The organism is Paractinoplanes lichenicola (genome assembly GCF_016785085.1).
GTDB classification, from domain to species: domain Bacteria; phylum Actinomycetota; class Actinomycetes; order Mycobacteriales; family Micromonosporaceae; genus Actinoplanes; species Actinoplanes lichenicola.
Genome location: NZ_JAENHO010000007.1, coordinates 156,436 through 168,889 on the forward strand (window position 1 = coordinate 156,436; position 12,454 = coordinate 168,889).

Here is a 12,454-nt window from a genome sequence, read left to right on the forward strand (position 1 = left end):
CCGCCCGCCGATCGGCAGCCACGTCCCCGGTCGCATCAGCGCCGTGCCGTGGGGGCCCGGCACCACCGGCGTGCTGGTCGACCTGGGCGGGGAGCCGGCCGGCTTCGTCGACATGATCTTCCTGCCCCGCGCGGCCGAGGGTTGGCCCGAGGCCGGGCAGGAGGGCCTGTTCGAGGTTCTGCAACACCGGCACAACCAGGTACGGCTGCTTCCGGTCGACCCCGGCATGCGCGACGGCGATGCCGGGGTCTCGCCGTGGACGGACGACGAGTGGGCTGCACTGACCGCACGCCACCCGGTCGGCTCCGAGCTGACCGGCACGGTGACGAGCGTGTATTCCGACGAGTACGTGGTCCGCCTCGACGGCTTCTCATCAGTCATCGAATGCGACGAGACACCCCCGCCGGTCGGCACGGTCGGAACGTACGTGGTGGAACGACATCTGGAACCGTCCCGCCGAATCCAGGTCGCCTCACGCTCCGCTGTCGCTGGTGCGGGCCCAGATGAGCAGGGTGATGACGGCTACCGCCTCCAGGCCGACCACGGTGGCGGCGGCCTGGGGGCTGATGGCGGCGGCCAGGGCACCGCTGATGAACAGGAACGGCCAGAACGTGAACATGCCGATCAGGCGGTAGGGCCAGACGCCGGCGAACTGCTCCTCGAAGCTGCCGCCCGTGCGGGCGCAGATGAACTTGTGCACGGACATGGCGACGATGCTCGGGAACTCCCAGAGCACGAAGGCCAGCACTGGTAAGAGAAAGAATCCCATGCCGGGAACTGACGGACGGCGGCTGCCCGAAAGGCTCCGATCGGGCCGGCACCGGGGATCAACCGGCCACAGCGGACATACGCTGCACGGGCGGGTCATCCCCCAAGCGGCCCGCCTCTGGAGGTTCCCCCATGCTCCGACGAAGGATCATTCCCGCGCTCGTCGCCCTGATCGGGCTGCTGGCGATCGCCGGGCCGGCCCGGGCCGAGGAGGTCGCCGGCACCTTCCGCAACCCGGTCGGGGTCAAGGCCGACCCCTTCATGACCTATTTCAACGGCAGCTACTACCTGACGATGACCGAGGGCGACTCGATCAAGATGCGCCGGGCGGCCAGCGTGGCGGGGCTGCTCAACGCGCCGGCCACCGAGGTCTGGCGCGACACCAACGCCTCGCGCAACAAGGAGGTGTGGGCGCCGGAGTTCTATCGGCTCAACGGGCTCTGGTACATGTATTACACCGCCGACGACGGCGTCGACGAGAACCACCGGCTCTACGTGCTCGAGTCCAGCGGCGACAATCCCCTCGGGCCGTATCACTTCAAGGCGCGCCTGGTGCCGCCGAACCGGGACGTTTTCGCCATCGACCCGGGCATCATGCAGCACAACGGCCGGCTCTACCTGTCGTGGGCGGGCACCAACGCTTACCAGCACAACGGCATCAACGTGGCGCCGATGTCGAACCCGTGGACCGTCTCGGGCAACGCGGTCGCCCTCAACGCGGGTGGCGGCTGCCCGGAGGTGCGCGAGGGGCCCGAATTCCTCTACCGCAACGGCCGGACGTGGATGACCTACTCCACCTGTGACACGGGCAAGCCCGACTACCAGGTCTGGCAGCTGAGCATCGCGAGCACGGCCGACCCGCTCAACCCGGCCAACTGGCAGCAGCGTACGGGCGCGGTGTTCGCCCGCTCGGACGGGCGCGGCGTCTTTGGACCGGGGCACCACGCGTTCTTCAAGAGCCCGGACGGCACGCAGGACTGGATCGTCTATCACGCCAAGACGACCAGCGTGTTCACGTACAACAACCGGACGACCCGGGTCCAGCGGATCACCTGGACCGACGCGGGCCCCAACCTGGGCGTGCCGCTGGCCATCGGCGCCACCCAGGATTTGCCCGCGGGGGATCCGGGGCCGTCGACCAACTGGATCAACGACGACGGCCGTACGAGCGGGAACGGCTCCCTCGCGTACGGGGGCTCGTGGAGCTCGGGGACGGGGTGCGCCGCCCAGTGTTTCTGGGGCGATGACCACTGGAGCGGCGCGACCGGGGCCACGGCGACCTTCACGTTCACCGGGACCCAGCTCGGGCTGCTGTCGGTGCGCGACACCGGCAACGGGATCGCCGCGATCAGCGTCGACGGCGGCGCGGAGCAGCGGGTCGACCTCTACAGTGCGATCCGCTTCGGCGAGGCGCTCAACTACCTGACCCCCAAGCTCCCGTACGGCGTGCACACCGTCCGCGTACGGGTGACCGGGGAAAGGAATGCGGCGTCGAGCGGGGCCGTGATCAGCATCGATCGCGCGGAGGTGTGGTCCTGAAGGTCACGGTGCCCCGGGGCATGAGAACCGGGTCAAGCCGTACGGATTCGGCAGTGTGCCGCCCCGAGTCGAGCTGGTCGAGGAGCAGGCGCAGCGCCTCACGCCCGACCTCGGCGAACTCCTGACGGACGGTGGTGAGGCCGGGGTATGTGTACCCGGCCTCGGGCACGTCGTCGAAGCCGACCACGCTCACGTCCTCGGGGATGCGGCGGCCACGCTCGGTCATCGCGCGCATGACACCGAGCGCGATGTCGTCGTTGGCGGCGAACACGGCCGTGCACGACGGATTCTCGGCCAGCAGGCGGCCGCAGCGATAGCCGGACGCGGCCGACCAGTCGGCGCGTACCGTCGGCGGGGCGGGCACCCCGGCCTCGGCCAGGGCCGCCCGCCAGCCGGCCTCGCGGGCGCGGCTGCCGTGCCACTGCTCGGGACCGGCGACGTGCCAGACCGTACGGTGGCCGTTGGCGAGCAGGTGACGCGTGGCCAGCAGACCGCCCGCGTGCTGGTCGACCGAGACGTTGGGGGCGGGGCAGCCGGGCGGGCCGTCCACCGTCACCACGGGCAGGCCCGCCGGCACGGCCTCGAGCATGTCGGCGGCCGCGTCGACCGGCGCGATCACGATCAGGCCGGCGATGCCCTGCCCGGTCAGCCGGCGCACAGCCGCCCTCGTGTCTTTGCCCACGACGTGGCCGATCGTGACCGGCAGATCCTCGTCGAGGCTGGCGTCGCCGATGGCCTGCACCATGCTGGCCGGACCGTAGAGAGTGGTGTTCTGCGCGATCACGCCGATGACGGGGGAACGGTGGTCGCGGCCGCGGGAACTGGGCGGCGCAGGACGTGTCTGCATGCTGTTCGTCCTTTGCGGAGAGGTCCCACGAGTCATTGGTGAACGCAAACATGCTTGGTGCGGTCGGGCCCGGTCAAGCCTCCGTTACGTCCTTGTTACATCCATGTACGGGGATCGGTCCAGTTCGCAAATTTCGGTCCGGGCCCTTGCCAATCCGGCTTCACAGCGGGCCGGTCGTCCGGTGCTCGGTGCGTGACGGTCAGGCGGGACTGCATGGTGACGCCGATGCCGGTGCCGCCGACGAACTGGGCCACGTTGTAGTTCTCCGTCTCGAACTGCACGCGCGGCGCGAACCCGGCGGCCTCGTCGAGCTGCCGCCGCGCCACGTGCCCGGCCACGATCACGACCCACGGCTCGTCGGCCAGGTCGGCCAGCCGCGGCCGCGGGGCTCTCGGCGGTGCTGCTGGCCAACCCGGGCGCCTATCTGACACTTCGGCTCGGGGTGCGGCGGTCCTGGTGGTGCTCGGGGTGCAGTCGCTGCTGCGCCGCCCGGCCGCCGAATCGCCGGTGCGGAAGGGGCGCGGGTTCGCGGTCGGGGTGCTGACGAGCCTCGGCAACCCCGAAGCCGGAGTGGTGGCCGTGTCGCTTGTGCCGCAATTCGTCACCGCCGACGGCCCGGTGCTGCTGTCGGCAATCGGACTGGGCCTCGTCTGGGCCGGAGTATCCGGAGCGTGGTTTTCGATCTAGGTGTGGCTGGTCGACCGCGGGCGGGCGCGGGTGGCCCGGCCTGGGGCGCAGCGGCTCGTCCGGGTGGTCTCGGGCGTGACGATGATCGGGCTCGGGGTGGCCGTGGCGGTCGCCGGCTGACCCGCCCGCGATGCCCGACTTTGGGTGGTCATAGGGCGTTCTTCGCGTTCGCCGTTATCGGCGGTCACGGCGACAGAAGGTACGTTCATCGGCTCGATGGGCAATCGTTTCCGCATGGACAATTGGTCCTACGCACGGAGGCCTAAGCATCGTGACCTGCGCATGCACATCCCAGCGGCCCTGACAATACTCCGAGCGAGCGACGGGAACACGACTCTGTCCGGTACGGAATACATCGCAACTGCTCACGTACTGCCGGTGGAAGACTGCGTTGCGACGCATTCGTCCACGTGAGAGCTACCGGGAAACCACGCGCCCTGATCGTCAGCGCCCTCCCGCAAGCGGCCCCCTGACCCAGGCCGGAGCGGCGCACAAGGAACAGAGAGTGATGATGACCGATCTACCAACAGTCGTGTCGATTGCCGCACTGCTCGCCGTCGCGATCGCCCTCGTGGTGCAGTGGCAGCAGGCACGCACCGCTCAGGCCGTCGACGTCCGCGAGCGCCACTTCGAGCTGATCAAGCTGATGCTCGACCATCCGGAGCTCGACTACAACGCCACCGACCGGCCCCCGTCCGACGAGCGCAAGACCGCCATCGGGATGAGCCTGTGGATGGCCCACTGGAACACGCTCTGGCACATCGGCAAGCTCGACGAGAAGGCCCTGCGGTTCAACCTCGAGGACCTCTTCGCCAGCGCCGAAGCCCGTTCGTGGTGGCGCCGGGTCGGCAGCGCGTGGTCGTCGAAGGGCACCCGGAAGGAACGCCGCTTCCTCGCGATCGTCGGCCAGGAATGCGAGACCGCCGCCCGGGCCAACTCCTCGGTGCAGCTGCGCGAGCCGGTCAAGAGCGGTTCGGGAGTGCGCGACTAAAGCTCAGGCAGGCCCCCGGCGCGCCGATCAGACAGGCCCCGGCCGGAGGTGCCGTCATGAGCCTGACCCGATACGCGCTGCGGACCGCCGGCTTCGGCGCGCTCTACCTGCTGGCCACGGCGGCCGGCCTGGCCACGGCGTCGACCGGCGCGGGCGTACGCGTGGTGTGGCCCGCCGCCGTTGCCGGCGCGCTGTGGCTGGTCGCGCAGGGTCGCTACGGCCGGCGCAACCTCGACGTCATCGCGCTCTCCGTGCTGGCGGTGCTGGCCCCCGGCCACGGCGGCGGCCTGCTGAACGATTTCGTGCAGGCGGTGCCCCAGGTCGTGCCGGCGCTGGTGTTCGCGTGGCTGTTCGATCGCTGGCTGCCGGGATACTGGCTCGGGCACGGTGACCGATTCCGCCGCCACGGGCCGGCCCTCGGGCGGCTGGCCGGGGCCGCGGGGGTGGCTGCTGGGGCGGGTGCGGTGCTCTACAAGGTCGTCGACACCGGGCTCGGGTTCGGCGAGGCCGGATATGTGCTGGTGCGCGACTTCTCGGCCGTGGTGCTGGCCGTGCTGATCGCCCGCGGGGTGCGGCGGGCGTGGGGCCGTCGTCGCGGAGATGAGGGGCGTGGGCCTGGGGACGGGCCTCGTCGGCCGGACTCCCGCCGGGGCGGGTTGACCGTGGTCAAGTGACCCGGTGCGCGGGCTGCCGGTCTTGGCTCGATAGGCGTTCGCGCTGCTGGCTGGGGCGGGCGGGTCGTTCAGTGAACCCGAGCGGATCGTCGCGGGTCGGTGCTGACCGCCGACCGGTCGTTCCCGGTCGGCAGCCTCGTGCTCGCTGTCTTGGCCGTGCAGATGTCGTGCTCTGACGGTCAGCTAGGTCTCGATTGCGAGTGGGCCGCGTGAAGGCCGACGCCCGTCTGCATACCCCCGTGGGGTGGTAGTACCCAAACGCAGGCCCACCCTCCCGGGGGCCTCCCCGTCGACATTTTATCGGGATTGGGGGAGTGGGGCGGGGGTTGTCCACAGGGGCGGAATGATCTTCCTGGGTTGTCCACAGGCTAGTGGTTGGCGGCGAAGACGGACCAGTTCTCCGCTAGGTTGAAGCCCATCTCGAGATAGAGCGGCATCCCCGACGGCGACGAGTGCAGGAAGGCGGTGCGCGCCCCGGCCATGTGGGCCTCGCGCAGCACGGCGGCGGTGGCGAGGCGGCCGTAGCCCTTGCGGCGGAACGGGGGTGGCACGGCGATGTTGAAGACGCCGACCGTGTCGCCGGCGATCATTCCGAACGCGGTGGCCACCGGGACGCCGTCGACCTCGACGAGGTAGGCGCGGGCGGCGGGCAGGGCGAAGACGGCCGGGTCGGCGAAGATCGCGAAGAGCGGGTCGGGGGCCTCGAAACCGGCGGCCATCGTGCGCTGGTAGGCGAGGCTGTCGGCGGCGGTGATGCGGCGGGCCTCGGGGATCTCGGCGTCGTCGGCCGGGGTGAGCGGGCGCAGCAGCAGGGGCAGGGATTGGCGCTTGGCGAGTCCGTGATCGTCGGCGACGGCCACGATCTCGGCGTCGACGGCGTCACCCCGTACGGTGATCGTCCAGGGGACCTCGTGCAGGCGGGCGGAGTCGGAGCACTCGGAGATCTCGGCCGCGGACGGCGTACGGGTGATGGCGGCGATGCCGTTGAGGGTGGGGAAGGGTGCGCCCGTCACGAATTCGGCGGTGCCCGCGGCGGTCTCGCTGAAGTAGCCGGTGCGCTGGGTGCCGGCCAGCTCCCGGATGGCGTTCAGCCAGGCGCGTGCGGCGTTGTCGGGGTTCACGTGATCAAGATAGAGGGCAACCAAGGGGAGGAGAACCGCGATGGATCAGCTTGACGAACCGACTCGGCGGCTGCTCGACGCCGCTAACGCCAACGACATCGACGCTTTTCTGGCCGGCTTCACGGCCGACGGGGTGGTCGACGACTGGGGACGCGAGTTCCGGGGCGCCGACGAGATCCGGGGGTGGAGCGACGGCGAGTTCATCGGCAAGCAGGTGAGCTTGGCGGTGGAGGACGTGCGGCGCAGCGGGAACGAGACGACGGTCACCGCGGCGGTGGGTGGCAACGGGTTCAACGGGCCGAGCCACTTCACGTTCACGGTCGACGGCGATCTGGTGTCACGCATGACGATCCGGGAGTGACGGACTGACCGGAGCGGCCGGGGCGGGAAGCCACCGTGGGCCGCCTCTACGGGGGATCGAGGCGGCCCACGGGGTCAGGGGGAAAGTTGTTGTCGCACATCGTGAACCTCTTTCCGGGTTTTCGCCACCCCGTCCTCAGGAAGAGGCAGCTGAGGTGGCGCGGCGCAGGGTGCCGGCGGCGACCAGTTCGACCGTGACGGCGACGGCTATCGCCTCGACGGCGAGCAGGGCGATCAGCACCAGGAGTTGCGTGGCCCCGGCCTGCAGCGCCGAGCCACCACCCAGCAGTACGCCGATGAAGGCCCCGGGCAGGCTCACCAACCCGACCGTACGGGTCTGGTCGAGGGCCGGCACCAGGGCCGTGGCGGCGGTGGGGCGGCACACCTCGAGCGCGGCCTCGCGGGGCAGGAAGCCGAGGGCCAGCGCCGCCTCGTATTCGCCGCGGCGGTCGCGTAGTTCGTCGAGCGCTCGGCGGCCCGACAGTGACGTGGCCGTCATCGCGCCGCCGATCAGGATGCCGGCCAGGGGCAGCACGGCGACTGTGGCCAAAGGTGTCGTGCCGGCCGCGACCACGGCTGCGCCCAGAGGCACCGCGCCGGCGGCGATCGGCAGGGCCGCCGGCCAGCCCAGGCGCAGCGTCGTGATGCGGCGGGCCGACGTGAACGCGGCTACCGCGAGCATGACCGCGATGAAGGCGGCCGTCGTCCACCACGAGCGCAGCACGGCGGTGATGATCAGCGACACCGCGGCCAGCTGGACGACCGCGCGCAGCGAGGCTGTCACCAGGTCGCGGCGCAGGCCGAGCCCGCCTGCCCAGGCCACGGCGACGGCCACCACCACGAGCCCGGCCAAGACCACCGCGAGGATCGGGCCGACCGACACCGCACCGTCGTTCATGGCTGAGGATGAGAGCGGGGGAACCGGCCCTCGCGGACGTGGGAGTAGTCGCGGGCCTGCGTCACGAGACCGGACGTGTCGAAGCGGAGCAGGGTGACGCCCGAGATCGTCAGCGGTTCGCCCTTGGGGTAGGTGATCGCCCAATACTCCACGGCGGCCGTGTCGCCGTCGACCAGCGGCTCGGCGAACCAGACCTCGGCCGGCCGGGTCTCCTCGTCGAAGCACTCGGTCAGATAGGACCGCAGGCCGTCGCGGCCGCGATAGGGGCGGAACATCGAGGCGTAATGGTCGCCGTCCGGCGCCTGGCGGGCGGCTATGCCCTCCACGTCCTGCGCGGGCCACCCGGCCGTCCACGCGTCCACCCACCGTTGTGCTGCCTCGCGTACGTCCATGGCCGATGTTCTAACAGCCGGGTACGACACTTTCTACGGCAGCAGCCGGGCCACCAGATCGGCGACCGGACCCGGGCGGGCCGAGCGGAAACCGGTGCCGGCCCACAGGTTCAGGCCGTCGGCGTCGCCGGTGCGGGCGGCGGCGGCCCGCAGCGGGGCCGTCAGGTGATGCACGGCCGGATAGCCGATGGGGGCGGCCTCGGTGTAGAGGTCGGTGAAGCGGTTGCGCAGCGCCCGCGCCGGGTGACCGGTGAAGGCCCGGGTCACGACGGTTTCGGTGGCGCGGCCGGAGAGCATGAACTCGCGCTGGGCCGGGCGGGTGCCGGCCTCGTCGGCCAACAGGAAAGCGGTGCCGCACTGGACCGCCGTCGCGCCCGCCGCCAGAAGCCGGTCGACGTCGGCCCGGTCGGCCACGCCACCGGCGGCGATCAGCGGCACGTCCGTGCGCACGGCGTGCAGCAGCGAAAGAGTGGAGACGTCGCCACGGTGCTCGGCGGGTGTGGTGGTGGCGGAGTGACCGCCGGCCGGGCCGCCCTGGACGATCAGCGTGTCAGGCTCGACAGCGAGGGCACGGGCCGCCTCGGCCGGTGACGTGACGGTGATCAGCACCCGGGAGCCGGCGGATTGCAGGGCGGCCACCGCGGCCCGGTCGGGCACGCCGAAGGTGAAGCTGACGAACGGGACCCGATGGGCGACGGCCAGCTCCACCTTGGCCGCGAAGTGATCGTCGTCGGCGAGCCGGAGCGGCGGCAGGTCGACCCCGTAACGGTCGGCCTCGGCCTGCAGCAGCGTGCGATAGGCGGTCAGGGCGTCGACGGAGGGCGGCGGCGGGCCGGGGACGAAGATGTTGAGCCCGTACGACCCCTTGACGGCGCGAAGCTCGTCCTCCACCCGCTGAGGTGTCTTGTAACCGGCGGCCAGGAACCCGGTGGCGCCGGCCGCGGTGGCCGCGTTGACGAGGGCCGGAGTGGATGGGCCGCCGGCCATGGGTGCGACAACGACGGGGCGGATCATGCTTTGAGCCTAGCCATCGGGAACATCCCGGTCGCGCGCTGCGGCCGCGGCCCATCGCCTGGGCCGCGCGTCACCCTCGGTTCTGGGTCTTTGCGGTTGGGGGAGTTGCTGATTCGTACGGGTGCTGTGGGGTTTTCTGCAGGATGCCGGCGATCAGGTCGGTGATCGGGCCGAGCAGGTCCTCCTGGCCGGCCGAGGCGAGGGGCTCGAGTGCGGTGTTGGCGCGGATCAGGGCGATGCCGAGTGAGGCGGCGATGGTCACTTGGGCGCGGAGCAGCAGTTGATCGTCGCCTTCTTGCCAGCCGGCCAGGGTGGCCAGGCGTTCGGCGAAGGTGCGCAGCATGCCGACGCGGATCTCGTCGGCGCGGGCGTCGCCGGAGGAGCGCAGCAGGAGCACGAGGTGGCGCGGGAAGTTGTCGGAGCCGATGCCGGTGAGCTGCCCGACGATGCGTTCGGCGACCTCGTCGAGGCGGGCCCCGCCGGCGGTGCGGTGCATGTCCTCGACGGCGCTGGTCAGGCAGGCCTCGAACAGTCCCTCTTTCGAGCTGAAGTAGCGGCTGATCAGGGCCACGTTGACCCCGGCGTCGTCGGCGATCTCGCGTACGGTCGTGGCCGCGTAGCCGACGCTCGCGAAACGGTTGCGGGCGGCGTCGAGCAGCAGCTGACGCGTGCGGGTCGCGTCCCGGCGCTTCACGGGAGTGGTCACCCGCCCAGCGTAACGACCCCGCGGGCGGAAAATGGGCGATGATCGGGCGATGAGCGATGACGCCGCGACCAAGATCCTGCTGTCCGAAGAGGAAATGCCGCGCAGCTGGTACAACATCGTGCCGGATCTGCCGAGTCCGCCGCCGCCCGTGCTGCATCCGGGGACGCACCAGCCGGTCGGGCCGGACGATCTCGCGCCGTTGTTTCCGATGGCGCTGATCGAGCAGGAAGTGACGACCGAACGGTACGTGACGATTCCCGAGGAGGTGCTCGAGGTCTATCGCCTGTGGCGCCCGTCGCCGCTCTTTCGTGCGCGGCGACTCGAAAAGGCGCTCGGCACGCCGGCGAAAATCTATTACAAGTACGAGGGTGTCTCGCCGGCCGGATCGCACAAGCCCAACACCGCGGTGCCGCAGGCCTATTACAACGCGTCGGCGGGCATTCGGCGGCTCACCACCGAGACCGGCGCCGGGCAATGGGGCACCGCGCTGGCGTTCGCGGCCGCGCAATTCGGGATCGAGTGCGAGATCTGGCAGGTGCGGGCCTCGTACGACCAGAAGCCGTACCGGAAATTGATGATCGAGACGTTCGGCGGCACCATTCACCCGTCGCCGTCGGAGCTGACCGAGGCCGGGCGCAAGGTGCTGGCCGACGACCCGGAATCGCCCGGCTCGCTGGGCATCGCGATCAGCGAGGCCGTCGAGGTCGCGGCGCAGCATCCCGACACCAACTACGCGCTCGGCAGCGTGCTCAACCACGTTCTCCTGCACCAGACCGTGATCGGTGAGGAGGCGTTGCTGCAGCTGGCCAAGGTCGGCGCGGTGCCGGACGTGATCGTCGGCTGCACCGGCGGCGGCTCCAACTTCGCCGGGCTCGCCTTCCCGTTCCTGCGCGAGAAAATGGCCGGGAAAATGGCGCCGGTGGTGCGCGCGGTCGAGCCCGCATCGTGCCCGTCACTGACCAAAGGCGTTTACGCGTACGACTTCGGGGACACCGCCGGAATGACGCCGCTGATGAAGATGCACACCCTGGGCCACGACTTCATCCCGGACCCCATTCATGCGGGCGGCCTGCGTTATCACGGCATGGCCCCGCTGATTTCGCACGTCTACGAACTGGGGCTGATGGAGGCCGTGGCCAAGACGCAGCGGGAATGCTTCGAGGCCGGGGTCGCGTTCGCCCGCTCCGAGGGCATCATCCCCGCGCCGGAGCCGACGCACGCGCTGGCCGCCTGCATCGAGGAGGCGCTGCGCTGCAAGGAAACGGGCGAGGAGAAGGTCATCCTGACTGCGTTGTGCGGGCACGGGCATCTGGACCTGCCCGCGTACGGGAAATTCCTGTCGGGGGAGATGGAGGACCATTCGCTGTCGAGTGATGCCGTGGAGGCGGCCCTGACGAAATTGCCGGCCGTTTAGGCGGAACGGCGCCAGACCACGGGGGAGTCGAGCAGCACGCTCGGCTCCACCGGGTCGCCGGCGATTTGACGCAGCACCGATTCGGCGGCGTGCCGCCCTATTTCGCGGGCCGGTTGGTGAACCGTGGACAGCGAGGGCTGGGTGCGCATCGCCCACGAGCTGTCGTCGAAACCGACCAGGCCGACGTCTTCGGGGACGCGGCGGCCCGCCTCGCGCAGCGTCTCCAGCGCGCCCGCGGCCACCGCGTCCGAGGCGGCGAAAACGCCGTCCAGGGTCGGTTCGCGGTCGAGCAGCGCGCGCATGCCCTTGACCCCGTACGCGTAGTCGTAGAGCGGCACGTCGACGACCAGGGCGGGGTCGAAGCGGTCGCCCAGCGCCTGCTTGAAGCCGGTGAGCCGGTCGGCGCCGGAATCCCGGTCGAGCGCGGCCGCGACCATGCCGATCCGCCGGCGGCCGGTTTCGATCAGCCGTTGCGTGACGGCGCGGGCCGAGCCGATGTTGTCGATGCCGACGAACGGGATGCTGCGGTCGAGGTCGGGCGGGTGGCCGACGAACGTGGCGGGCAGCCGGATCTCGGCGATCAGCCGGGTGATCGGGTCGTGCGAGCGGGCCGAGACGATGATCGCGCCGTCGACGAAGCCGCCGCTGAGGTAGCGCCCGACCCGCTGCATGTCGCGGTCGGAGTCGATGACCAGGCTGACCATCTGATGATCGGCCAGCGACAGCACCGCGTTGGCGCCCAGCATGATCGAGCCGATGTTGGGATCCTCCAGCAGCAGCGAATGCGGCTCGAGGGCGAGGAAGCCGACGGCCTGCGAGCGCTGCCGGGCGAGCTGGCTGGCCGCGCGGTTGGGCACATAGCCGACCTGGGCGATCGCCGCCTCGATGGCCGCGCGGGCGTCGCTCGACACGTAGCCACCGTTGAGCACCCGGTTGACCGTGCCCCGGGACACGCCGGCGGCCGCGGCCACGTCGTGCACGGTGGCGCGGCGCGCTTTCCTGGGCCCGGTCACGGCAAACACTCTACGACGGCTGATCGAACT

15 protein-coding genes are annotated in these 12,454 nt (G+C 70.7%); 6 read left to right on the forward strand and 9 right to left on the reverse strand.

Going from position 1 to position 12,454, the window contains the following annotated elements; all coding sequences use genetic code 11:
* Nucleotides 1-472: 472 nt before the first annotated feature.
* On the reverse strand, nt 473-769 hold the full coding sequence (locus JKJ07_RS25025; protein ID WP_202994204.1) for a hypothetical protein: 297 nt from the start codon (nt 767-769) through the stop codon (nt 473-475).
* 131 nt (nt 770-900) lie between these two features.
* Between JKJ07_RS25025 and JKJ07_RS25030 the strand changes: the two genes are divergently transcribed.
* Nucleotides 901-2,307, forward strand: a complete 1,407-nt coding sequence (locus tag JKJ07_RS25030; RefSeq protein WP_202994205.1) for a glycoside hydrolase family 43 protein — start codon at nt 901-903, stop codon at nt 2,305-2,307.
* Here the strand turns inward: JKJ07_RS25030 and JKJ07_RS25035 are convergent.
* Together JKJ07_RS25035 and JKJ07_RS25040 are read right to left on the reverse strand one after the other, a co-directional pair.
* The gene (locus JKJ07_RS25035; RefSeq protein WP_236029856.1) at nt 2,276-3,154 is read right to left on the reverse strand and encodes a substrate-binding domain-containing protein; all 879 of its coding nucleotides are present in this window, start codon (nt 3,152-3,154) and stop codon (nt 2,276-2,278) included. The two genes, JKJ07_RS25030 and JKJ07_RS25035, sit on opposite strands and share 32 nt — an antisense overlap.
* A 95-nt stretch (nt 3,155-3,249) precedes the next feature.
* The gene (locus tag JKJ07_RS25040) at nt 3,250-3,585 is read right to left on the reverse strand and encodes a LysR substrate-binding domain-containing protein (protein ID WP_307834395.1); all 336 of its coding nucleotides are present in this window, start codon (nt 3,583-3,585) and stop codon (nt 3,250-3,252) included.
* A gap of 37 nt (nt 3,586-3,622) precedes the next feature.
* Here JKJ07_RS25040 and JKJ07_RS50075 point away from each other — a divergent pair, with 37 nt between their 5' ends.
* The 3 genes from JKJ07_RS50075 (at nt 3,623) to JKJ07_RS25050 (ending at nt 5,506) form a co-directional block, all read left to right on the forward strand.
* Nucleotides 3,623-3,841 (forward strand): hypothetical protein, encoded by a 219-nt coding sequence (locus JKJ07_RS50075; protein ID WP_236030025.1) that lies wholly within the window; start codon nt 3,623-3,625, stop codon nt 3,839-3,841.
* A gap of 511 nt (nt 3,842-4,352) precedes the next feature.
* A complete protein-coding gene (locus JKJ07_RS25045) occupies nt 4,353-4,832 on the forward strand; it encodes a DUF6082 family protein (RefSeq protein ID WP_202994207.1) in 480 nt (159 codons plus the stop codon).
* Between the two features lie 56 nt (nt 4,833-4,888).
* The gene (locus tag JKJ07_RS25050; RefSeq protein WP_202994208.1) at nt 4,889-5,506 is read left to right on the forward strand and encodes a hypothetical protein; all 618 of its coding nucleotides are present in this window, start codon (nt 4,889-4,891) and stop codon (nt 5,504-5,506) included.
* Between the two features lie 368 nt (nt 5,507-5,874).
* Here the strand turns inward: JKJ07_RS25050 and JKJ07_RS51830 are convergent, their stop codons facing one another.
* Nucleotides 5,875-6,627, reverse strand: coding sequence for a GNAT family N-acetyltransferase (locus JKJ07_RS51830; RefSeq protein WP_202994209.1), 753 nt, complete (start codon nt 6,625-6,627; stop codon nt 5,875-5,877).
* A 40-nt stretch (nt 6,628-6,667) separates the two neighbouring features.
* Here JKJ07_RS51830 and JKJ07_RS25060 point away from each other — a divergent pair, with 40 nt between their 5' ends.
* The gene (locus JKJ07_RS25060; protein WP_202994210.1) at nt 6,668-6,988 is read left to right on the forward strand and encodes a nuclear transport factor 2 family protein; all 321 of its coding nucleotides are present in this window, start codon (nt 6,668-6,670) and stop codon (nt 6,986-6,988) included.
* 135 nt (nt 6,989-7,123) lie between these two features.
* Here JKJ07_RS25060 and JKJ07_RS25065 read toward each other — a convergent pair whose 3' ends face one another.
* The 4 genes from JKJ07_RS25065 to JKJ07_RS25080 all read right to left on the reverse strand — a co-directional run bounded on the left by JKJ07_RS25065 (nt 7,124) and on the right by JKJ07_RS25080 (nt 9,997).
* Nucleotides 7,124-7,885 carry an ABC transporter permease gene (locus tag JKJ07_RS25065; protein ID WP_202994211.1) on the reverse strand — a complete coding sequence of 254 codons (762 nt, stop codon included), beginning with the start codon at nt 7,883-7,885 and terminating at the stop codon, nt 7,124-7,126.
* Entirely contained in the window at nt 7,882-8,277 is a 396-nt protein-coding gene (locus JKJ07_RS25070; RefSeq protein ID WP_202994212.1) for a nuclear transport factor 2 family protein, read from the reverse strand. Before JKJ07_RS25070 ends, JKJ07_RS25065 begins: the two co-directional genes overlap by 4 nt.
* A 33-nt stretch (nt 8,278-8,310) precedes the next feature.
* A complete protein-coding gene (locus JKJ07_RS25075; protein WP_202994213.1) occupies nt 8,311-9,291 on the reverse strand; it encodes a nitronate monooxygenase in 981 nt (326 codons plus the stop codon).
* Between the two features lie 70 nt (nt 9,292-9,361).
* Complete coding sequence (locus JKJ07_RS25080) at nt 9,362-9,997, reverse strand: TetR/AcrR family transcriptional regulator (protein WP_307834396.1); 636 nt, start codon at nt 9,995-9,997, stop codon at nt 9,362-9,364.
* 49 nt (nt 9,998-10,046) lie between these two features.
* On the opposite strand from JKJ07_RS25080, the gene JKJ07_RS25085 reads away from it, so the two are divergent.
* Nucleotides 10,047-11,411: a TrpB-like pyridoxal phosphate-dependent enzyme gene (locus JKJ07_RS25085; protein WP_202994214.1), complete on the forward strand. Its 1,365-nt coding sequence runs from the start codon at nt 10,047-10,049 to the stop codon at nt 11,409-11,411.
* Here JKJ07_RS25085 and JKJ07_RS25090 read toward each other — a convergent pair.
* Nucleotides 11,408-12,424 (reverse strand): LacI family DNA-binding transcriptional regulator, encoded by a 1,017-nt coding sequence (locus JKJ07_RS25090; protein ID WP_202994215.1) that lies wholly within the window; start codon nt 12,422-12,424, stop codon nt 11,408-11,410. The two genes, JKJ07_RS25085 and JKJ07_RS25090, sit on opposite strands and share 4 nt — an antisense overlap.
* Nucleotides 12,425-12,454 lie beyond the last annotated feature (30 nt).

What these genes read in the sequence shown, in the direction of transcription:
- JKJ07_RS25065 (WP_202994211.1), bottom strand. Translation starts at nt 7,885, where the DNA reads ATGAACGACGGTGCGGTGTCGGTCGGCCCGATCCTCGCGGTGGTCTTG.
- JKJ07_RS25085 (WP_202994214.1), top strand. Translation starts at nt 10,047, where the DNA reads ATGAGCGATGACGCCGCGACCAAGATCCTGCTGTCCGAAGAGGAAATG.
- JKJ07_RS25045 (WP_202994207.1), top strand. Translation starts at nt 4,353, where the DNA reads ATGACCGATCTACCAACAGTCGTGTCGATTGCCGCACTGCTCGCCGTC.
- JKJ07_RS25060 (WP_202994210.1), top strand. Translation starts at nt 6,668, where the DNA reads ATGGATCAGCTTGACGAACCGACTCGGCGGCTGCTCGACGCCGCTAAC.
- JKJ07_RS25025 (WP_202994204.1), bottom strand. Translation starts at nt 769, where the DNA reads ATGGGATTCTTTCTCTTACCAGTGCTGGCCTTCGTGCTCTGGGAGTTC.
- JKJ07_RS25050 (WP_202994208.1), top strand. Translation starts at nt 4,889, where the DNA reads ATGAGCCTGACCCGATACGCGCTGCGGACCGCCGGCTTCGGCGCGCTC.
- JKJ07_RS25070 (WP_202994212.1), bottom strand. Translation starts at nt 8,277, where the DNA reads ATGGACGTACGCGAGGCAGCACAACGGTGGGTGGACGCGTGGACGGCC.
- JKJ07_RS25035 (WP_236029856.1), bottom strand. Translation starts at nt 3,154, where the DNA reads ATGCAGACACGTCCTGCGCCGCCCAGTTCCCGCGGCCGCGACCACCGT.
- JKJ07_RS25075 (WP_202994213.1), bottom strand. Translation starts at nt 9,291, where the DNA reads ATGATCCGCCCCGTCGTTGTCGCACCCATGGCCGGCGGCCCATCCACT.
- JKJ07_RS25030 (WP_202994205.1), top strand. Translation starts at nt 901, where the DNA reads ATGCTCCGACGAAGGATCATTCCCGCGCTCGTCGCCCTGATCGGGCTG.